This window comes from Mycetocola zhadangensis, assembly GCF_003668565.1.
GTDB lineage: Bacteria > Actinomycetota > Actinomycetes > Actinomycetales > Microbacteriaceae > Mycetocola_A > Mycetocola_A zhadangensis.
This window is the reverse complement of the sequence record NZ_RCWJ01000001.1, coordinates 638,547-660,897: the sequence shown is the minus strand read 5'-3', so window position 1 is coordinate 660,897 and position 22,351 is coordinate 638,547. Positions and strand designations below refer to the sequence as shown.

Genomic DNA, 22,351 nt, shown 5'->3' with positions numbered 1-22,351 from the left:
GAAATCGGAGACGGGAGCGTGACGGCACCGACGCGGCTCGCTTACCCACTCGCGGACGCATGCCTCATGTGCGACGGACCCATTCTCTACGCCGGGCGAGGGCGCCGAGCGGCCTACTGCTCGCCGACCTGTCGACGGGCCGGACGGACTGAGTACGAGCGTAACCGCGCTCGCCTAGCCTCTCCGACGGCGAGGGTGTCTGCGTCGGCCGAGATCTCCCCCGAAATCGTTGAGCTGGTTGCCCGGCGCCGAGCGCGTCACGCCACTCACCCGTACACCGCAGTCCTTCACGCCGCCGACGACTGGCTCCGGTCAGTCGACGACCTCGATCAACTGCCCGGCAACCTCGGCGACTGGCGCGAGCGCTTCACTGACGACGGTCGTATGGGAGGCGAGTGGAGAAGGCGAGCCCGTCCGCGAGTGGCCGACCCGGCGGCTCTGTGGCTGGCCGAGCATCACCCGGAGGAACTGGCGACGTTCCCGCCGGACGTGTGAGCCGCCTGTCACATAACTAGTAAGTGAGGGCAAAGGATCGTCCCGTCGTCGCTAGTCGTTCGACGGCGGGATGGGGGTCCGGAGCCCTTGATCGTCCCGTCACAAATCGCAGCGACGGGGCAGCACCGCTTCTAGCGTGCGCGGGGCGGGCCTCCTCTTCGGTGCTCCTGTTCACCGTCGAGACGACGGCTCGCCCCCATTCTTCTCCGCCTTTCCCGGCGGTTCCACTCGACGAGGCAGGTACTCGCAGAGCTTCCCGCACCCCTTTCACCCTTTTGGAGATTTCCCATGTCAAACACGTTTACCACTGCTAGCGACCTCGCAACTGTCGCCGCCAAGATCGTAGGTCTCGACCTCAACCTCGCCGGACACGTTTACCGCGACGTCGCCGCCGACTTCAGTTCCGGGCAGGGCAGCACGGTGCGCATCCCAGTTCCCGGCGCGGTAAAGACGAACACGATTTCGATCTACAACACAACGGTGCCCCTCGTCGCTTCAGAGCTCAACGAGCAGGGAATCGACGTCACTCTGAGCACCCATGCGTACAGCCGCGTCCCGCTTGCCGATGGACATCTTGACCTCGACATCACGGACTTGGCACGGCAGGTCCTCGCTCCACAGGCACAGAGCATCGTGCGCTACGTCGAGACCGAGGTTGCCGCCGCGCTCACCGCGACTCCAGAGACCACGTCGATTACGTACGACCCGGCGAACCCGGCGAGGTCATTTACCGCGATCCGCCGGAAGCTCCGTGACAACGGCGTGAAGGCTGACGCCCCGATGATCGCGGCCGTCGGGTCTGACGTCTTCGCCGACCTCCTCGACGGACCGACAGGATCCGCAGGGACCACCTTCGACGCTAATGGGAAGGTCCGAGGTTTCACGGTAGTCGAGTCGACGCGCCTTGCACCAGGGGAAATCGTCGGGTTCATCAAGGAGGCCTTCGCGCTGGTTGTCCGCGCCCCTCGCGTACCGGACGGCGCAAGCTTCGGCCATAGCGTGACGACACAGAACGACGATGGAACGAGCTTCGCCGTCCGTTACATCCGAGACTTCGACTCCGCTCTCGCGATCGATACGTCGCTCGTGTCCGCATACGTGGCCGCTCAGGCACTCCCACTCGCCGTCGACCGGGAAGACGGCACCGTTGCACTCGTCGAGAACGGCGGCGCCATCCGCGTGCTAACTGCCGCATAGTCGGCCAGCATCCAGCCAGCCAGCTCTAGATAGCCCTCGGCCCACTTCCATCGCGGCGGAGGCCGAGGGCCTTCTACGGATGAGCTTCGTCCGTTCAGTGCTCATACGCTTATCGAACTCATGCTGTGGAGGCACCCCCAGTTGCTCGTCCAGCCGATAGTGTTCCTGAATGACCCCGATTGACCTCTCCGCAAGTACAGCGAGCAACGAGACGAACGCGACCGAAGTCGACGACGCGGACGAGACCGATTCCGTCGCGCCCCACGTCGACCCGATAACGTACTTCGGGACCGAATTCGACGTTCACGGTCTCGTTCGACGGTTCAACCAGCGGGCAATAGTTGTTCCCTCCTTCGACCCGAACTCGGAACTGCCTGACGAGCGAGCGCAAGGGTTTCAGCGAGGTGTGGTCTGGCGGCCTGCGCAGAAGCAGAAGTTCATTGAATCCCTGCTGCTGGGCTTCCCTGTGCCCGGCATCTTCCTTGTGGAACAGCCCGGTAAGAAGTATCTGGTCCTCGACGGACAACAACGCCTCACTACTCTTGCGGCTTTCTACGGCGATAAGTTCCGTCTGGACAGCGTCGACGACAAGTTCGTCGACAAGACCTACTCGACACTCGCCGACGACGTACAGCGCATGCTCGACGACACGTTCATCCAGGCAATAATCATTCGCACTCCGACATCAGTCGACGAATATGAGAGCGTCTACCAGATTTTCGAACGGTTGAACTCCGGCGGCACACAGTTGCAGCCTCACGAGATCCGAGTCGCGCTCTACGGCGGCAAGACTGTCGAAGCGATCCGTGAGCTGAACAACGACGATAACTGGCGCAAGCTTTTCGGCAATAGAGATCCACGGTTGAAGGATCAAGAGCTTATTCTTAGAGCTATCGCGCTCAACGCGGAGTCGGAGCAATACTCTGCGCCCCTCAAGGTCTTCTTGAACACTTTCCTCGGCGACCACCGAAACGGAGAAGGGCTCGATCTGGAAGGCCTGTCGCGCCAGTTCACGGAGGCCGCGCGGATCCTCGCCTCGTCGCTCGGAGAACGGCCTTTCCGGCTGGGAACACGCGTTAACGCTGCCATTCTCGAATCCGTGTTCGTTGCGGTGATGGACTTTGTGGCGTCGGGCGCCCACGTCGACCTCCCGGACGAATGGTGGAAGGCCACCTACGACACTCTCCTCACAAACCAGGCCTACCTTGAGTCGGTCAGTAAGGCCACCGCTAACGAGGACACCGTCGCCCGGCGACTCGCGCTGACTCGGGACGCGTTCCGGCGATGACTCGGGCGGGCGTTCGCTATATCGATAGGCGCGCGGCTATTAGGCGGCAACTCGGCGAGATCGACAGCATCGTTCTACTTGCCGGAACGGAAGATGACCTCGCCGTAAGAGGATACCTGGAGCAATTCGCTGTCGTACGTCTCAGCGGCTTCTTGGAAGCAAGCCTCGGCCACATGATCAATGGCTACCTCGAAGAACATACCGCCTCGCGCGTCCTGAATTTCGGCAAGCGCCAGGCGAAGAGGCTCCCGAGCTTGAATCCTGAAAACCTCGAACAGCTAGTTGCCAGCTTCGACAAGGAATGGGGGGCTTCCCTCAATGAGTTCTTAGCTCTCGACGAGAATCGCCAGACCCTCGCAAACCTGATCGGCGCCCGACATGCGCTTGCCCATGGAGACATGACTCACGTCTCTGGCAGCCTTTTGCGTCAGTATCAATCCGTGGCAGAGGCCACGATCTCCCATCTCATGGACCGATTCTTGCCTTTACCCTGAGCCGGACGTGGGGGGTGGGCCCTCCCTCCCCCTCCGTCTCGATCCGATACGGCTTAGCGTCTCCGCGTCTGTACGGGCAAAGGAGTCGCGATCAATACGTCTTCTCCCAAACCGACCTAGGCGACCGTCCCGCGAGTGCCCGGCCCTCGTGTGTTCTACTCGGTGGCCGCCGAAGCGCTCCGCACCCGACGACGCGGCACGAACGGCTCACAACCTACACGCTCCCGCCAGCGTTCACTTTGACCGAACGCACTCATTATTCCGGCGTGGGCGGTACGCTCGCGCGCTTCGCTTGAAGTTCGCGTAATACAACCCGACTGAGACGATTGGTACGCGGGCATGGAGGATCTCACGCTCTAGGATCGGGCTTATGCACCTTCCTGACTGCGCCCGCATCCTGTGGCGAATAGCATGCGACCTCCAGCATGGACTCCGACAAGTTGACGTAGGCAGCTTGGCCGACTGGTTCGCGGCGGTCGCCACGGGGTCCGCGTTCATTGTTGCTGCACTGGCCTACAGGCGCGACATACAGCTACGACGCGAGGCACAAGCGAGACTCGTCTATTCGAAACCGACCACTGCAAAGGTGATCGATGCCGGGGAGCAGGTAGACCCGGAAGGCAACATTCCTATGGTCATCACTAACGGTTGCCATGTAGTACAAGGCGCGGACGGTCGATGGCGCACATTCGCAGCCGAACCGCTTCTCCGAGTCAGGATCGTGATTCATAACGGAAGCGCAGAGCTAGTTAGCCGCCCGAAGGTATACCTCGTTGATGAGGGATATGGCGTATTCCTCCCCCACGGCGAGGCCGAACTAAATCCCATCGATCCAGCCACTGATTTTGCGCAGGACTTCGTGGTCCCCAATCCGCATCACCCCGGCCAGCCCGCCCTTAGTACCATGCTCACTTTCCGGGATGCGCACGGCGCATGGTGGAGACGGAACGGCGATGATCCCGTTCAATCGATCGCTCCGCTAGGCGAGCCACACCGCACCCCCACAGGACGCGCCTGGCGCCCAGTGCGGTAGATGGCACGTCAACTCACGCAGGTCGTGCCGCCGCTCGATATTGAGAACGCTGCTTCCACCTTTCGTCGACGGGGGTGGGGGTCGGCCCCCTCCTCCCCCCTCGCTCCCGCCCGATCCGGCTTAGCGTCCGCCATTCCATGCGCATGACCTGTTATTTTTCACTGACGCACGTCAGCGAACTCTCGTCTACTCCACGACTCCGCGCAGCTGCGCAGGCTTGCGCATCGGCTTACACCGCACTTCTCAGGACCGCCTAGACCAGGCCGACCGTCAAAAACTCGAAGCTAACGGCCACTACGGATTCTGCAAGGACCGAAAGGACGCCCCCGACACGCTTCGAGCTTCAGAACGGCGAGGCCCGGCTTGCGGCAGCTCGCCTCGCGAGGTTCGGTCAGGGAGCCGGGTGCCCCTTAGCGAATGTTCGAAGCGCGGGGAGCCTGGGAAGGTCTGCCCACATTCGACTGGAGCTCTCGGTCGTCGAGGCCCCCGCGATCCGGAAGGCGTCGAAGGGCATCGTCGCGAGTATCCCGGAGAGGGCAGATGCTTTCGCCGACGATACGTAACCGACCTTCCGACCTCGGCCGTAAACGGCGATCGCATGCGGATCGTGCTTATTCTCCGGTTCAGGCTTGAGCAGGTACTCTGCACCGCCGAACGTGTCCCGTTCCTTGTGAGTGAGACAGTACGCAGAGCCGACGATACGAACCCGGATCGAGTCGACCCCGCGAATGTCAAGTATCGAGAGCGCCCTCTCGTCAACGGAAACCTTCTGTATCCGAGGCTGGCGAGCAGCTGGGCTCTCCTTCTTCTCCATATCGGCGACCCAGTCGTCAAACGTCGTGCCGTCGGGCTCTACGACTTTAGTCTCTACGATTCCGCCCGGCCGATTTATGGTCACGGCTAGACCCTTCGGCGCCGCGACCGGGGTAATCACCGGCGGGGTGGATCGCTTCTGCGACGTCGTCGCCGTGGGCCGCTTCGGGGGCGTGCGCCCTAGTAGCCAGTCGAGAATCCCCATCTATGGAGCCTATAGACGACTTGCCCGCCTTTCTCCCGCCATTCAGGGGGCCATCCTTGCCGCCGAGCACGCCCGCCGCTGTCGCGATGCACTGGCGGCTCCTCCGCAGTGCTCAGACAAATCTTGAAGGCCCCTAGGAAATTCCCGCACGCCATGGCGGGTTCCTAAGGGTCGCGAGCGACTGAGCGACCCTCAGACGGGCACACAGCGACTCTACTTCTCTTGCCAAACAGCAACGCCGAAGCCCCTCCGACGAAGGTCGAGAGGGGCTTTTTCTGTTGTGGCGCTGCCTCACGCTTTATCTGCCCGTGCGCGTGACGGCGCTCGCCCAGACCCACGCCCGGCGGACTGTACCGTCTCGTAATTCCCACTCCACGTGCACGGCCCGACGCGTCCAGGCGATGGCGCGGCCTTGTACACGGACGGCCGACTCCAGGAACCTCACCCAAGCATCAACCGTGACGGCTACCCGCGCCTCTTGCATGGCGTCGGTGCGAGCTCGGCGGCTGAGAGCGATGTAGGCTGCGGGCAAATTACCACTTCATTGATAGCGGCGTCGGTCAAGTCACTGCCGTATTCTCGCGTTGCTGCCCACGGGTTCGAAGCTATGCGGGTCAACTTCACCTTCCCAGCGACGCGGGCCGAAGCTATCCTTTCCTCATGACCGACGATGACCTCGGCACACCGAACTGCGACCGCTGCTTAGTTCCTATGACCCTGAGCGGCTCAGTCAGACACCCTTACTGGGCTTGTCCAGAGTGTGGACTTCGCCGCGTGAGCTGAGCTGGATCATCGGCCACATGGCGCAGCACGACCCGAACGTACTTATTTGCTTTTTCGGTGCAGAAAACGCCACTTCGTCGGTGAGCCCCCACACGAAACCTCAGACAGCACAGCGCCAAATTCGACGATTCGGCCGATCAAAGCATCGTGCCCACTCGGGTAAGGGCGGTCCACTCCCCCGGCCAGGAAGGCGATAGTCGTTCCCTGCGCGGCAAGTGCCGCCCGGTGTGCCGCTCCATCGATCCCGTAGGCGGCTCCGGAGACGATCGCGAAACCTCGCCCGACAAGGGCGCTGGCGGCCTCAACAGTGACGTGCTCCCCGTACCCGGTGGCGGCGCGTGCACCGACAAGGGAAATCGACCGATCGGCTTCACGCAACCGTGTGACATCGCCGCGAACCCAGAGGGCGAGCGGCGCGTGCAGCCCAAGGTCGTCCAGTCGTGCGGGCCATCCCGGGTCACCGGGGATGATCAACGTTGCGCGATTGTGTGCAGCCAGGCGCACCGCGGCGAGCGCTGCCACCGAATCAAGACGCGGCATCCAGCGCGCCTGCGCCTTTCGAATCTCTTCGTCCAGTCCATCAGCCTCCCCCTCGCCACCACGGTCCGTCGAACGCACCTCTCGGCAGATTCGATCGGCGCTCCACTTCTCGACCAAGGCACGCAGAGAAACGGATGCCCCAAGTGCCGAGAGCAGGAATCCTGCCGTTCCGTCGCCCGGTTCGGCAAGGCTGCTCCAAACCGCCCTGGCGAATCGCTCAGCGGCGTCTGCACCCGCGTCGATTCCTGCCTGCCTCGGCGGAAGAGCTGTGTTCCTCGCAGTGACTGAGGCGATCGCGCGTCTCACCTCGTCCGGATCCAATTCAAATAGCCGCATGTCAGATTCCTTTTCTCAGGAACAACGCCCTGCCGATGTGGGACTTCTCCGGGCGCTCCGAACCATCCATATCGGCGAGGGTCCACGCGACCCGGAGCACACGGTCGTAGCCGCGCATTGTGATGCTGCCGTGCTCGAGAGCTCTGTCGATCGGTTCGGTGACCTGGCGCGCAAGAGCCCTGGCACCCGAACGCAACCACGGCCCTGGCACCTGCCCGCTTGTCACCCATCCGGTGCCGTCGAGCCGCTCCCTGCTGCGCTGGCGGGCCGCTGCAACGATTCGCCGCGCTTCAGCACTTCCGAGGCGTTCCTTCTCACCGGACACCGTCATCTCTGCACGGGAGATTCGCCGCATTCGAAGCTGAATGTCGATTCGGTCCATCAGGGGGCCGGAGAGCCGACCCAGATATCTGCGAATGGCACTCGGCGGGCACACGCACGTGTTTTCCCTGCTGCCGTACTGCCCGCAGGGGCAGGGGTTCGCGGCGAGGACAAGCTGGAAGCGCCCCGGAAAGTGCGCGACGGCGTGGGCCCGGTGAATGCTGATGGTGCCGGACTCCAGCGGCTGCCGAAGGGCGTCGAGGACGCTCGTCTGAAATTCGGGGGCCTCGTCGAGGAACAGCACACCGTGGGCCGCTCTTGCCGCCGCGCCGGGGCGGATGAACTTACTTCCGCCGCCGAGGATGGATGCAGCGCTCGCGGTGTGATGAGGGTTCTCGAACGGTGGCCGGGTGACAAGGGCCGTTCCGATCGGCTGTCCGGCAAGCGAACGAATCGATGTCACGTCGAGTGCTTCGGCGACACTGAGGTCTGGCAGAATTCCGGGCAGCCTGGCAGCCAACATCGTCTTTCCGGCTCCGGGCGGGCCGAGCATCATGAGGTGGTGGCCTCCGGCCGCAGCGACCAGCAACGCCTGGATCGCTTCGTCCTGGCCCACGATCTCCGCGAGGTCCAGGTCGACTGGAGCGCCAGCATCCGCTCCCGACGTCAGAATCGGTGTCACCGGCACTGGCGAGAGCGCAGCACCGTGCCAGATCGCTGCCTCACGCAGGGAAGCGACAGGGATGACCGTTACGTCCGGGATGAGTCGTGCTTCGTATTCGTTGCCCGCCGGCACCATCACGGTTGTTCGCCCCGCCCGCACGGCTGCGAGCACCGCCGGAAGGACACCCGGGGTCGGGCGCAGCCTGCCGTCCAGGCCGAGTTCACCGATGTGCACGACTCCGTCAATGGAATCATTCGAGACGACGTTGTCAGCAGCCAAACAGGACAGCGCGATGGCGAGATCAAAACCGGAACCATTTTTGGGCAGGCTCGCCGGAGACAGGTTCACGGTGATCCGCTGTCCGGAGAGCCTGCATCCCGCGTTTGCCGCCGCCTGTCGAACACGTCCCTCGGCTTCTCCGAGTGACCGGTCGGCGAGGCCGATGATCACAAATTTGGGAAGCTGCGATGAAATATCCGCCTCAACTTCGATGAGCGAGCCGTCGAGCCCGAGCAGCGCAACAGCCCAGGTGCGCCCGACGGTCATGAGTGGACTCCGGTGAGATGCTCGATCCGCGGCGGCCCGGAGTACGGGAGAAACACCGCGATTGCGTCGATGCGGATGGACGCCACCTGGGGATCGTTCTCGGCACACCAGGTCGCAGCTAGTCGCCGGAGGCGAGCCAGCTTGGCCGCGGTGATGGCCTCAAACGGGTGCCCGTAGGCGAGCGTCGAGCGTGTTTTCACCTCGACGAATGCGAGGACCGCCGTCTCTGCCGCGATGATGTCGATCTCGCCTTGACGGCACCGCCAATTTCGATCGAGGATCCGGTAGCCCAGCCCGACGAGGTGTTCGGCGGCCAGGTCTTCACCACGGCGGCCGAGGGCGATCCGATTCGATACGTATTCCTCCACCCCTCGATGCTGGAACGCTCAGCATCGACGTGCACGGACAACGGGGATCTGGGGAATCAGCGGGCGACGGCGGGCCTTGTGAGGGACCCGCAGAGCGAATAGCAACCACTGGACGATATGTGCCCCAGCGGTGAAACTGAGACCGTGCCAGAACTCCCCGAAGTACATGCCCTCACCACCGACCTGGGCTCGCGGCTGATGGGCCGGGTCATCGAGCGACTCGACGTTGTCGCGTTCGCCGCACTCAAGACCTACGACCCGCCGGTCAGCGCTCTGACCGGCACCACCATTGGCGCGGTGACACGACACGGCAAGTTCCTCGACATCGCATCGGACGACCTGCACATCGTGATTCACCTCGCGCGAGCGGGCTGGATCCGGTGGCGCGAGAATGCGCCAACCGTTGCGCCTCGCGGCGGTAAGACGGCGCTCGCCGCGAGGCTTGTGCTCGACGACGGGTCAGGACTCGACATCACCGAAGCGGGATCGAAGAAGAGCCTGTCCATATCGGTGGTTCGGAACCCGCTTGATGTGCCAGGTATCGCGCGGCTTGGCCCGGATCCGCTCGATGAGAGCTTCACTCTGGGAACGTTTGTGGCGATCCTGCGCGCCGCGGGTCGGGCGCAGATCAAGGGTGTGCTCCGCAACCAGTCGATCATCGCTGGTATCGGCAACGCCTATTCCGACGAGATTCTTCATACGGCTCGCATGTCGCCATTCAAACCGGCGACGCTCACCGATGAGGAGGCGGCACGACTCTTCGACTCCCTGCAATTCACGCTTCGCAACGCAATCGAGCGCGCTGACGGCCTCGCGGCATCCGAGTTGAAAAAAGAAAAGAAGTCAGGGCTTCAAGTGCATGGTCGCACGGGCGAACCGTGCCCGGTGTGCGGCGACATGGTGCGCCAGGTCATCTTCTCGGACACGACGTTTCAGTATTGCCCGACCTGCCAGACCGGTGGCAAGGTGCTCGCGGACCGGGTGCTGTCACGACTGTTGAAGTAGCCGACCACGCCAAACCCTAGGATGTTCAGGTGAGCGGAATTCCCGGGACTCCCCGGCCTGTGTCCATCTACCCTCCGGCGACAAGCCGAAGCTTGGACTCGTGGCTGGCCTCATCTTCGACCAGCACACCTGTCGGCATGCCGAGCCGCCTGCAGCAGATCGCTGATGCTCGGGCTGCGGACATCTCTGTTGGCGCGGTCGCGGTGTCCGGCGGAATCGTGACGATGCTGTTGGGCGCGTACTGGAGTGTCGCAGGTTTAGTCGTCCTGCCGGTGATCATCCTCGGCATCGTTGGCGCTGGGCTGGTTGCGCTCGGCAACGTCCTGCTGCGTCGGGCTCGCAGTCGACTACCGAATGAGCAACGGCTCCGTTCCACCCGCGGCCCCCGCACGGCCCGGGGTGGTGTCGTCACCGCAGCGTCTCTCTGGGGCGTGATGGCTGTGGTCACCGGCGGAGCGTGGTTCGAAGCGCCCCCGCGTGACGGCCTGATAGTGGTGGCCATCGGGTTCTATCTCTTTTTCGCCCTGTTGCTTGTTGTAGGTTTCGTGGTGCCAGCGACTATTCTCGGCCGGGCGAGGGAATCATTGCGCCGCGCAGCCGCCGAGGACGCTGCATACCGCGCCCTGCTCGAGCATGATCGCCTGACCTGGAGCCCACGGTACGGCGACCAAATGTTCGGCCCGTTGTAGCCGCCTCTTTCCGAGAGGGCGGAGCGGAGATCCTGACCGCGCACACGCTCGACCACTCCTAATACGACTCGGTCCGATCGAACCTGAGCAACCCTCGCATTCCCCTAGACCGCGCACGGCTTCATTGGGCAGAATCTGATCATGACGCATACCGAGGGTGGTATCCGAACACCCGATCAACGGTTGCGAGTGTTCGTCAGTTCCACCCTGAAGGAACTCGCCATCGAACGGAAGTTTGCACGCGCGGCCATTGAACGCCTTCACCTCGCGCCAGTGATGTTCGAGCTTGGCGCCCGACCTCACCCGCCACGAGCGCTCTACCGCGCCTACCTCGATCAGAGCGACATCTTCGTTGGCATCTACGCTGAGCGGTACGGGTGGGTGGCCCCGGGTGAAACGGTGTCGGGTCTCGAAGACGAGTACAACCTCTCCACCGACCTCCCCAAGCTCATCTACATCCAGGACCCTGCGCCCGGGCGAGAGCCCCGACTCGTGGAGCTCCTGAACCGCGTGCGCGACGACGATATGGCCGCGTTCAAGTCTTTCGCCACACCTCAGGAATTGCGAAAGCTGCTCGAAGCGGACCTCGCCACCCTCCTCGCTGAACGATTTGATCAGAGCCGTCGGCCCGCTACAAAACCGATCCCTATTCCCCTCGCGGCGGTCGAACGCTCTGCGACCATGCCGACTGCGCTGACCGCGCTCATCGGCAGAGAGGCTGAGCTCACGTCCATCGAGGATCTCCTGAGCCAGCCCTCGGTCCGATTGGTGACTCTCGTCGGGTCGGGCGGAATCGGAAAGACGCGGCTGGCGCTCGAACTCGGACGCCGCGTCGGCGCGAACCCTGACGTCGAGGTCGCTTTTGTGGACCTCTCCCCCGTACGGAATGCAGCGCTGGTTCCCAACGCCATAGCCGAGGCGCTTGGAGTGCTCGACACAGGGGACGAACCGGTGATGGACAAGCTCCGAACCGCTTTGGGCGATCGCCGCATGCTGATAGTTATCGACAATTTCGAGCAGGTTCTCGAGGCCGCACCGGCTCTAAGCCGGCTCCTCGCGTGGGCGGCCGGGGTCACCTTCCTTGTCACCAGCCGCTCGCTCCTCCGCATCTCCGCTGAGCACGCAGTGGACGTCGAGCCGCTCAGCCTCCCAGACACCACCAGATCCCTCAGTCCGCGCAAAGCAATGACGGCGGCAGCCGTCGCTTTATTTGTGGAACGCGCACGGGCAGTGAAACCGGACTTCGAGGCGACGCCCGAGAACGTCGGCGCCATCGCTGCAATCTGTATTGCCCTCGACGGGGTTCCGCTCGCCCTCGAGCTGGCGGCGGCAAGGGTTCGGCTGATGCCGCCAGCGGCGATTCTCGAACGGCTCGACAGGCGCCTGTCGCTCCTCTCGGGTGGGGCACGCGATTTACCGGCCAGGCAGCGTGCACTTCGCAGCACCATTGAGTGGAGCACGAATCTGCTCGGGCCAGACGAGAAACGACTCCTCGCCCGCCTGGGAGTCTTTGCTGGCGGCTTCTCCCTTGAAGCGGCGGAATCGGTCGCGGGCGAGGATGCCGACTCACAATCCGATGTCGTCACCGCCCTTGGCGTGCTTGTCGACAACAGTATGGTGCGCGAGTCGGACCGCGGCGACCGCCCCTACTTCTCCATGCTCGCCACCGTGCGTGAATATGCCGTCGAACAACTTGACGCTTCGGGTGACGGAGGTGCAGCCCGCGACGCGCACGCGAAGTACTATCTAGGCTTTGCCGCGCACCTCGAGAACGACCTCGAGGGCACACGTCAACACGACATCATCGAACAGCTCAACGACGACCGCGACAACCTGCGTGCCGCCGCGCGCCATCTCCTCGACACGAAGCAGTCTGACGCCGTCACGCAGTTTGCCTGGTGCCTGCTGATCTACTGGTGGGTCGCCGGCCTGCTCGGCGAAGTGCGTGCGTGGATGGAAGAGGTCCTCGCAACCGACCAGCCCATCACCGAGAGATCCCGCGCTATCGCCCTGTACTTCACGCGCTCCATCACTCTCTGGCATGACGCGAACGATCACGTGCTGCCCGGCCTGACCGAAAGCGTTGACCTGTTTCGTGACATGCACGACAGCGTCGGTGAGGGGTTTGCCCTCATCTTCCTGGCCCTCGCCATCGTCGCTGACAAACAACCGGACACGCCACGCGCCCAGGAGTCGCTCGAGCGCAGCGTCCATCTGCTGCACACAGCCGACTATCGCTGGGGCGAAGCGATGGCCCTCGTCACCCTCGGCCGGCTCGCACTCATGCAGAACGCGGTCCCCGACGCGATTGAGCGGTTCGAGGAGAGCCTCCGGCTGACGAGGCAGGGCCACGACGACCTCGGCACAACCGTCGCGTTGCAACACCTCGGCTGGGCGCAGTTCGTCAACGGCAGAACGCTGGTCTCTCGTCGGCTGTTCGAGGAGAGCCTCGAAACCGCCGCGCACATCGGTCATGCTGAGGGAGTGGCTTATGGCCTGGAGGGGCTGACCGCCATCGCCGCAGCCGAGCGCCGCTTGAAGCGGGCCGGCCGCCTTCTCTCAGCGGCTGACGAACTCCGCAGGCAAACGGGGCTTTCCGGCGCCAACAGATTCTCGTTCGCCGAGCGTTATCTCGCGCCGCTCCTCGCGGCAGAAAACACCGATCGGTTCGCGAAGGGCACAGCCAGCGCAGGACTTTCCCTCGACGAAGCCGTCGAGTACGCCCTCCACGCGGACTGACTCATCGCCCTACTCGTCGAGCGCGAGTTCCTTCGGAAGTTCAAAATCGCGCGTCGACAACTCTTCGATGTTGACGTCCTTGAACGTCAGAACACGCACGCTCTTCACGAACCGGTCCGACCGGTAGACATCCCAGACCCACACGTCGGTCATGGTGATCTCGAAGTAGAAGTCGTGCTCGGTGTCGCGGCGAACGAGGTCGACGTCATTCGCCAGATAGAACCGACGCTCAGTCTCGATCACATACTTGAACTGCGACACAACGTCGCGATACTCGCGATACAGGGCAAGCTCGACCTCGCGGTCGTAGTCCTCGAACTCGTCTTCTTCCATGGTGAGTCCATTCTACGCGTAGGAAACGAGCCAGCTCTTCCGGTGAAAATCGGTCACCCCGAGGGTACGAATCGCGTCGAGATGCTCCCCGCTTCCGTATCCTTTGTTGCCACTCCAGCCATACCCGGGCATGACTGCGTCCTGCGCAATCATCATGCTGTCGCGATGCACTTTTGCGAGAACGGATGCCGCGGCAACCGACACACAATCCCGGTCGGCTTTGATGCGGGTACGGACATCGAGCGGGCTCGACAACACGGGGTTCAGCCAGTCGTGGTTGCCGTCGAGCAGGATCACGCTTGACGCGACGTCCGCGCCCTGTGAATGAAGCGACTGAAGCGCTCGCTTCCCTGCGAGCCCAAGACAGTGCGTGATGCCGAGCTCATCCACCTCGTGTGCGTCAGCCATCCCGACAGCCCCGAACAGCACCCACTTGCGCAGCAGCGGTTCGAGTTCTTCCCTCCGCTTCTGGCTCAGCAGTTTGGAGTCGCGAAGGCCGGTCGGATGGTCGCCACAGGTCTCCGCAACAACGGCCATGCCGACCGCGACAGGGCCGGCGACGGCACCGCGCCCGACTTCATCACAACCGATCACGAAACGTTTGCCCGAGGAATAGAACTCCCGCTCAACCACGTCGTTCGGGTCAGACACTGCCATCACTACCCGTTCGATTCCCGGATTCCGGCGAACACCGACGGGTAGTTGTCGAGCCACTCCCAGCGGGCACTCGGCCAGCTGATCACGAAGGCGCGACCCACAACGTTGTCGACGGGGACGAACCCATTGCCCGGCTGTTCGCGGTTGTACCGCGAGTCCTTCGAGTTGTATCGGTTGTCACCCATCACCCACAGCGAGTTCGCGGGCACTGTGACGTCGAACGCATCCTTCGACACGCTCGTCACCCCGGCGGGGACAGTGACGTACGGTTCCTGGAGCGGTACCCCATTGACGGTCAACTGTCCGAGCGTGTTGCAGCAGACCACGTGGTCCCCCGGCAACCCGATCACGCGCTTGATGAGGTGGTCATCGCTGTCAGAGGCAGAAAGACCGACGGCCGACATCACCCAGTCGACGGCAGCCACGAGGGGCGGTTGCGTTGGCTTCGCCGTCGGCGGCAACCAGCCACCCGGATCGCGAAAGACGACAACGTCGCCGCGCTGCAGTTCAACGAGGTCTGGAACGAGCTCGTTGACGAGGATGCGGTCGTCGATTTGAAGGGTTTGCTCCATCGAGCTCGACGGAATGAAGAACGAACGCACGAGGAACGTCTTGATGAGGAAGGAGACGAGCAGCGCGACCACGAAGATCACGAGGACATCCCTCACGAAGAGGAGTGCCCCCTTCTTCTGGGACCGCCGTCGAAGCCGCACAGACGTGTCGTCTGCTGGCACTGATGTTTCTGTCATTTAACCGCCCGAGCTCCCCACCAGTTTATCGGTGGGGAGCTCAGTGAAGTTTCGCTGGTACCGCGAAAACCTAGTTGAAGCGCTTTTCCTTGATCTTCGCCTTCTTGCCGCGCAGTTCGCGGAGGAAGTAGAGCTTGGCACGACGAACATCACCGTGGGTGATGACCTCGATCTGCTCAATGACCGGGGAGTGAACCGGGAACTTACGCTCGACTCCAACACCGAAGCTGACCTTACGGACAGCAAAGGTTTCGCGAACGCCTTCGCCCTGGCGACCGATCACGATGCCCTGGAAGACCTGGATTCGAGAACGGTTGCCCTCAACGATGTTGACGTGAACCTTGACCGTGTCACCGGCGCGGAATTCGGGGATGTCGCTCTTGAGGGATGCTGCATCGACGCTGTCGAGGATGTGCATAATGATTCGCTCTCTGTAACCGCCACAGGTCGACTACGAATAAGGGATAGTTGAAAGGTGTCCGCTGCCCTGAGAACTCAGGGCGAAGGCGCTTACTCCCCTGTGGCAGAGTTTGGCCGCGGCACAATGTTCTATTCTGCCATGAAACGGATGCCACGTGCAAAGCGGCCGGAAACCCTCACCTCTCGTCTGTGGAGTTTTCCTGAACGATGATGACGTTGTCGCCGGTTGAGCCTGCGGGTGGAACACGGCGCTGAGTCGGGGGCGTGGCCATCTGCTCGAATTCCGCAAGCGTTTCGCGTGCGCGCCTGGCAGCATCCGTGAAGAAGGCCCACACGACATACCAGAACGCGACGATTCCAATGAGAACTCCGAGCACGGCGAATGTCGACGTGTTCGGGCCGAACAGGCCGAAGCCGACGATGAACGCGTGCCACAGGGTAAGGATGGCAACATCCCACCACGCCACAGCCTTTTCGCGACGCACCGTAGGCCGAACATAAATGAGTGCCGAAACGGCGAGGAGCACCACAAAGAGGATCGGCATCGCGATAACGAGGCCGAGGAACTCCCAGCCGCCACCGCCGAAGATCCCCCATCCGATGAGCGGCCAGATCGGGAGGGCTACGGACGCGATGAACATCCAGGTCCGGAATGTCCGACGTACAATCATGGGCCCAGCCTAGGGTGCCGCGCTGGGAAAATCCCGGCCAGTATGCCGTGATCGCTCAGGGCTGAAGCAGGTCGGGGCGTACGCGACGGGTGCGCTCCAGCTGCTGCTCGCGCCGCCAGGCCGCGATCGCACCGTGGTTGCCGCTCAGCAGGATGGGCGGAACCTCGAGTCCGCGCCATGAGGCGGGCTTGGTGTAGCTCGGGGCTTCGAGCAGCCCATCTTCGTGGGATTCCTCCACGAGCGAGTGCGGGTTGCCGACAACCCCGGGAATCAGCCGCCCGATCGCCTCGATCATGGCCATCACGGCGACCTCGCCCCCGTTGAGGACGTAGTCGCCGAGGCTGACCAGTCGAACCCGAGCGCGCGTCGCTGTGTGATCAAACACCCGCTGGTCGATGCCCTCGTAACGACCGCAGCCGAAGACCAGGTGCTCCTCGTTCGAGAGTTCACGGGCCATCGCCTGGGTGAAGACGTCACCGGCCGGCGAGGGGAAGATCACGAGCGGACCATCGCCCTCGACGGCGTCGGGCTCCGAGTCCGACGCCAGGATGCCGTCGAGAATCTCACCCCATGGTTCGGGTTTCATCACCATGCCGGCGCCGCCGCCGTATGGCGTGTCGTCGACCGTGCGATGACGGTCCGTTGTGGCGTCCCGCAGGTTGTGCACGCCGAGGTCGATGATCCCGGCCTGGCGCGCCTTGCCAAGGAGTGAGATATCGAGCACGTCGAAGAACTCGGGAAAGATCGTGACGATGTCGATTCGCATGCTCAAAATCCTATGGTGAACGCTTCACGCCCGCCGACCGCACTCCGTTTGACGAAACGCGCCGGTGCGACGTCGAACTAGTTGCGTGACGAGTCGTGTGCGTCGGGTTCCGTTGAGCCGGCAGCCGGCTCTTCTGACTCGGCAGAGGTGTCCGTGTCAACATCCTCATGAACGACTTCGCCGTTCACGGTATCCGTGTCATCATCGTCATCCTCAGGCAGCTCTTCGAAGAGCCCGGCTGGCGGCGTGATCGTGACAACTCCGGCCGCGATGTCAACAGCGGGAACAAGGGCTTTCACGAATGGAAGCATGACCTCGCCAGAGGCTGTTTTCACGATGAGAAGATCCTGTGCTGGGAAGTGCTCAACACGAGCGACACTTCCGATGGTTTCACCATCACGGGACACGGCGAGTCCGACGAGCTGGTGGTCGTACCAGGCGTCTTCCTCCGTGGAGGGCTCAGCTGTGTCCTGCTCGATCCAGAGGATCGCTTTGATGAGCGTCTCCGCCGCTGTGCGGTCGGCGACACCCTCGAAGAATCCGACGGCGTGGCCGTTGTACCAGCGCAACTCACTCAGAGTGAGAGTCTTGCCGTGCCAGGGCGACCCGGTCGGAACCTGCAGTGTGAAGACGGCCCCAGGCACGAAACGTGCGGCAGGATCGTCTGTGAAGAGTTCGAGCTTGATGGCTCCCTTGAGCCCGTGGGCCTTCGTGAGCCGACCCACCCTGAGCTGGGTCTTCGGCATTTTTTCGGCGCTCACCTTAGGAATCAGTGTCGACGACGTCGACGCGTACGCGACGACCATCGGCGAGGGCAGAAACCAGGGTGCGCAGTGCCTTTGCCGTACGGCCTGAGCGGCCGATCACACGGCCGAGGTCCTCGGGGTTCACACGAACCTCGAGGACCTCACCGCGTGGTGAGCTCTGCGCTACGACGGTCACGTCGTCCGGATTGTCAACAATCCCCTTGACGAGGTGTTCGAGAGCAGGTGCGAGCAATTGTTACGCCTTGTCTTCTTCTGCAGCAGCGGTCTCGTCTGCGGAAGCGGCCGGAGCCTCATCCTTGACGGCCGGCTTCTCTGCCTTCGGCTTGAGAACAGGCTTCTTCTTCTCGTCAGCGACGAAAGCAACCTTGGGCTCCTTGACCTTGACGGTCGAAACAGCGTCCTTGTCACCCTTGAACTTGCCCCAGTCACCTGTGAGCTTGAGGATGGCGGCGACCTGCTCGGTCGGCTGTGCGCCGACGGAGAGCCAGTACTGTGCACGATCGGACTTGACCTCGATGAACGAGGGGTTCTCGGTCGGGTGGTACTTGCCGATTTCCTCGATGACGCGGCCGTCGCGCTTGGTGCGTGAGTCAGCAACGACGATGCGGTAGTACGGTGCGCGGATCTTACCCATGCGCTTCAAACGAATCTTGACAGACACAATTCTCCTGAATTATTTGTTGTGTGATTGTGCTCGTCACCGGGAGCGTGGGGGCACACTCGGTCCGAAAGCTTTTATTGCTGTAGCGCCTGATTAGAGGGTCGGGCGAGTACAGACTCGACTAACCATTCTGTCAGATATTTTGGCGATTGGTGACCACGCCCGGTGAGGCAGCTTAACCGTTCATGCTGTCTCGCCAGGCGAGCCAGCGCTTGACCTTGGCAATGTCATAGTTCGGCCCAGTCAGCCCAACGGTGAACATCGTGGTTCCGAGCGCATGCAGCCTCTCAGCGTCGTGCTCGCTGGAGTGACGCAACTCCGTGGAAATCTCGATCTCTCGGACATCTCGACCGACCGCCTCTCCGTGGGCACCGAGAACCTCCAGCTTTTCCGCGAGTACCTCCGGCGAGCTGAAGCTGTGCCAGATGTCCGCGTGCTGGGCAACGATCCGCAGCGTCTTCTTCACGCCGCCCCCACCGATCATGATCGGGATCTTGCGTGTCGGCGCCGGGTTGAGCTTCGACCACCGGTCCTCGATGACGGGCAGGTCGCCACTCAAAGCCGCAATCCGGCTTCCCGGCGTGCCGAACTCGTAGCCGTACTCGTCATAATCGCGTTCGAACCACCCCGCTCCTGTTCCGAAGATGAACCGTCCACCCGAGATGTGATCGAGGGTTCTGGCCATGTCGGCCTGGAGGTTCGCGTTGCGGTAGCTGTTGCAGTTAACGAGCGTTCCAAATTCGACACGGCTCGTCTGTTCCGCCCATGCGCCGAGCATCGTCCACGCTTCGAAGTGCAACCCGTCTGGCTCACCGGACAGTGGGAAGAAGTGATCCCAGTTGAAGAGGATGTCCGCTCCCGCCTCTTCCAGTTCCGCGACGGCGTCGCGGATGGTGCCGTATGCGGCGTGTTGCGGGGCGAGTTGAACTCCGATGCGAATGGGGCGTTTCACAGATGACGTCATGCACAAAGCCTAAAGGCGGCCGCCCAGCCGCCGTGGAAGAATCGATGTGTGCCGCGATCCGCGCGGCGGAGGTGGAACAACCGTATGGGTATCGAGTTCACACGATCCGAGCGATCGACAGTCGGCATCGAATGGGAACTCGCGCTGGTCGATCGCAACACGGGCGAGCTCGTCTCTGCGGCCGATGAGGTGCTTCGCGCACTTGAGGATGCCGACGGCCAACCCCACGCACACATCACCGGTGAGCTGCTCCTCAACACCGTCGAGCTGGTCAGCTCTGTTCACTCGCGCGTGAGCGACGCTGTTGCCGACCTCGACGCCCAGTTGCGAGAGGTGCGGCAGGTCACGGACCCCAGGGGCATCGAGCTCATCGGCAGTGGTTCACATCCGTTCGGCCAGTGGTACGACCAGCCGGTCGCCAACAAGGCTCGCTACCACAAGCTCATCGAGCGCACCCAGTGGTGGGGCAGGAACATGCTCATCTGGGGAATGCACGTGCACGTCGGCATCGAGGATCGCGACAAGGTCATGCCGATCCTCAACAGCATGCTGCGATTCTTCCCTCATCTGCAGGCACTGTCGGCGTCGAGCCCGTACTGGGGCGGCGTTGACACCGGCTACGCGTCCAACCGCTCCCTCATGTTCCAGCAGTTGCCGACGGCCGGGCTCCCCTACCAACTGGGAAGCTGGGCTGATTTCGAGGGTTACGTCGCAGACATGACCGCCACGGGCACCATCGACGACTACACGGAGGTGCGGTGGGACATCCGGCCGTCACCACACTGGGGCACCATCGAGATTCGGTTCTGCGACGGAGCGTCGACACACGCTGAGCTCGCGGCCATCGCGGCGCTCATTCACTGCCTGGTTGAGCACCTGTCGACGCTGCTCGACGAGGGACAGGAGCTCCCCACCCTTCAGCCCTGGTACGTGCGGGAGAACAAGTGGCGTTCAGCGCGCTACGGCCTGGACGCGATCGTCATCATCGACAGCGACGGTACGCAGACGCCGGTGAGTGATGACATCCGTCACCTGATCGACGTGCTCTCACCGATCGCCGCAAGGCTCGACTGCGCAGACGAACTCGCGTCGATTCGAACGATTCTCGAAACCGGAGGGAGCGCCAAGCGCCAGCTTGCGAGTGCGGCCGAAAATGGCGGGGACCTCAGAGCCGTCGTTCGCACACTGGTCGGCGAGCTCCGCGAGGGATCAGCGCCGGCCTGAGATCAGGCCAACGGGCTCAGCTGTACCGCCGAGCCCGTTGCGCATCAGCGCCCGAGGAACTTCTGCAGGCTCGCGAGCTCTTCTTCGGTCGGGGCAGCAGAACCCGCTGCGCCGCCGAGCCCGAACCCGGAACCTCCTGGCGCAAGATCGGCGCCCGACTTGGTTCCAGCTGCGAGAGCCGCATTCTCGGTTGCGCGCTTCGCCGGGTTGCCGCTCTTGGAACCCTTTTTCTTGGGCTGCTGCTTCTTCGATCCGCCGCTGCGGGCACCGGGAATCGGGCCCATGCCCGGGATCTGCGGCACGCCGCCCTTGGCAACCGTCTTCATCATCTTCGCGGCTTGCTCGAACCGGTTGACCAGCGCGTTGACCTCGGTCACCGTCGATCCGGAACCGCGAGCGATGCGCAGGCGGCGCGAACCGTTGAGCAGCTTCGAGTTCTGTCGCTCGGCGAGGGTCATCGACTGGATGATCGCCTCGGTGCGAACGATCTCACGCTCATCGAAAGAATCGAGCTGCTGCTTCATCTGGCCCATGCCCGGAAGCATGCCCATCATCTTCTTGATCGACCCCATGTTGCGCAGCTGCTGCATCTGCTTGAGGAAGTCATCGAGAGTGAAGCTGTCGGTCGAGAACTTCTCGGCCATTGCGAGGGCTTCTTCTTCATCGAACGCCGACTGCGCCTGCTCGATGAGGGTGAGGATGTCACCGAGGTCGAGAATGCGGCTCGCCATGCGGTCGGGGTGGAACGGCTCGAAGTCGTCGAGGCCCTCACCGGTTGACGCGAAGATGATCGGCCGGCCGGTGACGGATGCCACGCTCAGCGCGGCACCACCGCGAGCGTCACCGTCGAGCTTCGACAGCACGACGCCCGTGAAGTCGACGCCCTCCTGGAAAGCCTGCGCCGTCTTGACGGCGTCCTGTCCGATCATGGCGTCGATGACGAAGAGCACCTCGTCTGGGTTGATGGCCTTGCGGATGTTCGACGCCTGCTTCATCAGCTCGGCGTCGACACCGAGCCGACCGGCGGTGTCAACGATGACCGTGTCGTACTGCTTCGTCTTGGCGTACGCGATCGAGTCTTTTGCGACGCGAACGGGGTCACCGACACCGTTCCCAGGCTCGGGAGCGTAAATCGCGACGCCCGCCTGCTCCGCAACGACGGTCAGCTGCGTGACGGCGTTCGGGCGCTGAAGGTCAGCGGCCACCAGAAGCGGCGTGTGGCCGTCTTTGGCCAGCCACTTGGAGAGCTTGCCGGCGAGCGTTGTCTTACCGGCACCTTGAAGGCCAGCAAGCATGATGACCGTTGGCGGGTTCTTCGCGAACTCCAGTCGGCGCTGCTGGCCACCGAGGATCGCAACGAGCTCATCATTGACGATCTGCACGACCTGCTGTGCCGGGTTGAGCGCCTTGTTGACCTCATCGCTGAGGGCGCGTTCACGGACCTTGCCGGTGAACTCCTTGACGACGTCGAGGGCGACGTCGGCGTCGAGCAGGGCGCGACGAATTTCACGGACTGTGCCGTCGACATCCGACGCGGACAGCGAACCCTTCTTGCGAAGGTTCTTAAAAGTCTCGGAGAGCCGGTCTGAGAGGTTTCCAAAAGTAGCCATTTGGTGTCCAGTT

General features: G+C 62.9%; 23 protein-coding genes. 8 read left to right on the top strand and 15 right to left on the bottom strand.

Translation table 11 applies throughout. The features are described 5' to 3' along the window. The first annotated feature begins 195 nt into the window (after positions 1-195). The 4 genes from D9V28_RS03175 to D9V28_RS16500 all read left to right on the top strand — a co-directional run bounded on the left by D9V28_RS03175 (position 196) and on the right by D9V28_RS16500 (position 3,474). Entirely contained in the window at positions 196-495 is a 300-nt protein-coding gene (locus D9V28_RS03175) for a hypothetical protein (protein WP_121658233.1), read from the top strand. A gap of 288 nt (positions 496-783) precedes the next feature. Next, a complete protein-coding gene (locus tag D9V28_RS03170; RefSeq protein ID WP_121658232.1) occupies positions 784-1,692 on the top strand; it encodes a major capsid protein in 909 nt (302 codons plus the stop codon). A 169-nt stretch (positions 1,693-1,861) separates the two neighbouring features. Next, positions 1,862-2,980, top strand: coding sequence for a DUF262 domain-containing protein (locus tag D9V28_RS03165; RefSeq protein ID WP_121658231.1), 1,119 nt, complete (start codon positions 1,862-1,864; stop codon positions 2,978-2,980). A gap of 173 nt (positions 2,981-3,153) precedes the next feature. Further along, entirely contained in the window at positions 3,154-3,474 is a 321-nt protein-coding gene (locus D9V28_RS16500; protein ID WP_147440899.1) for a hypothetical protein, read from the top strand. Positions 3,475-4,898: 1,424 nt separating this feature from the next. Here D9V28_RS16500 and D9V28_RS03150 read toward each other — a convergent pair. The 4 genes from D9V28_RS03150 to D9V28_RS03135 form a co-directional block, all read right to left on the bottom strand. Beyond that, complete coding sequence (locus D9V28_RS03150; RefSeq protein WP_121658228.1) at positions 4,899-5,525, bottom strand: HIRAN domain-containing protein; 627 nt, start codon at positions 5,523-5,525, stop codon at positions 4,899-4,901. 825 nt (positions 5,526-6,350) lie between these two features. After that, positions 6,351-7,184, bottom strand: a complete 834-nt coding sequence (locus tag D9V28_RS03145) for a DNA-processing protein DprA (RefSeq protein WP_121658227.1) — start codon at positions 7,182-7,184, stop codon at positions 6,351-6,353. A gap of 1 nt (position 7,185) precedes the next feature. After that, entirely contained in the window at positions 7,186-8,715 is a 1,530-nt protein-coding gene (locus tag D9V28_RS03140) for a YifB family Mg chelatase-like AAA ATPase (RefSeq protein WP_121658226.1), read from the bottom strand. Then, positions 8,712-9,083, bottom strand: a complete 372-nt coding sequence (locus tag D9V28_RS03135; protein ID WP_121658225.1) for a YraN family protein — start codon at positions 9,081-9,083, stop codon at positions 8,712-8,714. Before D9V28_RS03135 ends, D9V28_RS03140 begins: the two co-directional genes overlap by 4 nt. Before the next feature lie 144 nt (positions 9,084-9,227). On the opposite strand from D9V28_RS03135, the gene D9V28_RS03130 reads away from it, so the two are divergent. The 3 genes from D9V28_RS03130 to D9V28_RS03120 all read left to right on the top strand — a co-directional run bounded on the left by D9V28_RS03130 (position 9,228) and on the right by D9V28_RS03120 (position 13,516). Beyond that, complete coding sequence (locus tag D9V28_RS03130; protein ID WP_121658875.1) at positions 9,228-10,088, top strand: Fpg/Nei family DNA glycosylase; 861 nt, start codon at positions 9,228-9,230, stop codon at positions 10,086-10,088. A gap of 29 nt (positions 10,089-10,117) precedes the next feature. Further along, on the top strand, positions 10,118-10,777 hold the full coding sequence (locus tag D9V28_RS03125) for a hypothetical protein (protein ID WP_147440898.1): 660 nt from the start codon (positions 10,118-10,120) through the stop codon (positions 10,775-10,777). Positions 10,778-10,918: 141 nt separating this feature from the next. Further along, complete coding sequence (locus D9V28_RS03120; protein WP_121658223.1) at positions 10,919-13,516, top strand: DUF4062 domain-containing protein; 2,598 nt, start codon at positions 10,919-10,921, stop codon at positions 13,514-13,516. A 9-nt stretch (positions 13,517-13,525) separates the two neighbouring features. Here D9V28_RS03120 and D9V28_RS03115 read toward each other — a convergent pair whose 3' ends face one another. The 10 genes from D9V28_RS03115 to D9V28_RS03070 all read right to left on the bottom strand — a co-directional run bounded on the left by D9V28_RS03115 (position 13,526) and on the right by D9V28_RS03070 (position 19,504). Further along, positions 13,526-13,849 carry a DUF2469 domain-containing protein gene (locus D9V28_RS03115; RefSeq protein ID WP_108391321.1) on the bottom strand — a complete coding sequence of 108 codons (324 nt, stop codon included), beginning with the start codon at positions 13,847-13,849 and terminating at the stop codon, positions 13,526-13,528. Positions 13,850-13,861: 12 nt separating this feature from the next. Beyond that, entirely contained in the window at positions 13,862-14,506 is a 645-nt protein-coding gene (locus D9V28_RS03110) for a ribonuclease HII (RefSeq protein WP_121658222.1), read from the bottom strand. A gap of 2 nt (positions 14,507-14,508) precedes the next feature. Next, positions 14,509-15,255 (bottom strand): signal peptidase I, encoded by a 747-nt coding sequence (gene lepB, locus D9V28_RS03105; RefSeq protein WP_121658221.1) that lies wholly within the window; start codon positions 15,253-15,255, stop codon positions 14,509-14,511. 70 nt (positions 15,256-15,325) lie between these two features. Then, on the bottom strand, positions 15,326-15,673 hold the full coding sequence (gene rplS / locus D9V28_RS03100; RefSeq protein ID WP_121658220.1) for a 50S ribosomal protein L19: 348 nt from the start codon (positions 15,671-15,673) through the stop codon (positions 15,326-15,328). Positions 15,674-15,851: 178 nt separating this feature from the next. Continuing rightward, on the bottom strand, positions 15,852-16,346 hold the full coding sequence (locus D9V28_RS03095) for a hypothetical protein (protein ID WP_147440897.1): 495 nt from the start codon (positions 16,344-16,346) through the stop codon (positions 15,852-15,854). A gap of 55 nt (positions 16,347-16,401) precedes the next feature. Then, a complete protein-coding gene (trmD, locus tag D9V28_RS03090; protein ID WP_121658218.1) occupies positions 16,402-17,112 on the bottom strand; it encodes a tRNA (guanosine(37)-N1)-methyltransferase TrmD in 711 nt (236 codons plus the stop codon). 77 nt (positions 17,113-17,189) lie between these two features. Then, positions 17,190-17,858: a ribosome maturation factor RimM gene (gene rimM, locus D9V28_RS03085; protein WP_229727704.1), complete on the bottom strand. Its 669-nt coding sequence runs from the start codon at positions 17,856-17,858 to the stop codon at positions 17,190-17,192. Between the two features lie 16 nt (positions 17,859-17,874). Then, on the bottom strand, positions 17,875-18,111 hold the full coding sequence (locus D9V28_RS03080; protein ID WP_090709355.1) for an RNA-binding protein: 237 nt from the start codon (positions 18,109-18,111) through the stop codon (positions 17,875-17,877). A gap of 3 nt (positions 18,112-18,114) precedes the next feature. Then, a complete protein-coding gene (gene rpsP / locus D9V28_RS03075) occupies positions 18,115-18,540 on the bottom strand; it encodes a 30S ribosomal protein S16 (protein WP_121658216.1) in 426 nt (141 codons plus the stop codon). Positions 18,541-18,715: 175 nt separating this feature from the next. Beyond that, positions 18,716-19,504 carry an LLM class F420-dependent oxidoreductase gene (locus D9V28_RS03070; protein WP_121658215.1) on the bottom strand — a complete coding sequence of 263 codons (789 nt, stop codon included), beginning with the start codon at positions 19,502-19,504 and terminating at the stop codon, positions 18,716-18,718. 84 nt (positions 19,505-19,588) lie between these two features. On the opposite strand from D9V28_RS03070, the gene D9V28_RS03065 reads away from it, so the two are divergent. Beyond that, the gene (locus D9V28_RS03065) at positions 19,589-20,728 is read left to right on the top strand and encodes a glutamate--cysteine ligase (RefSeq protein ID WP_121658214.1); all 1,140 of its coding nucleotides are present in this window, start codon (positions 19,589-19,591) and stop codon (positions 20,726-20,728) included. 44 nt (positions 20,729-20,772) lie between these two features. Here the strand turns inward: D9V28_RS03065 and ffh are convergent, their stop codons facing one another. Further along, entirely contained in the window at positions 20,773-22,338 is a 1,566-nt protein-coding gene (gene ffh / locus D9V28_RS03060; RefSeq protein WP_121658213.1) for a signal recognition particle protein, read from the bottom strand. Positions 22,339-22,351 lie beyond the last annotated feature (13 nt).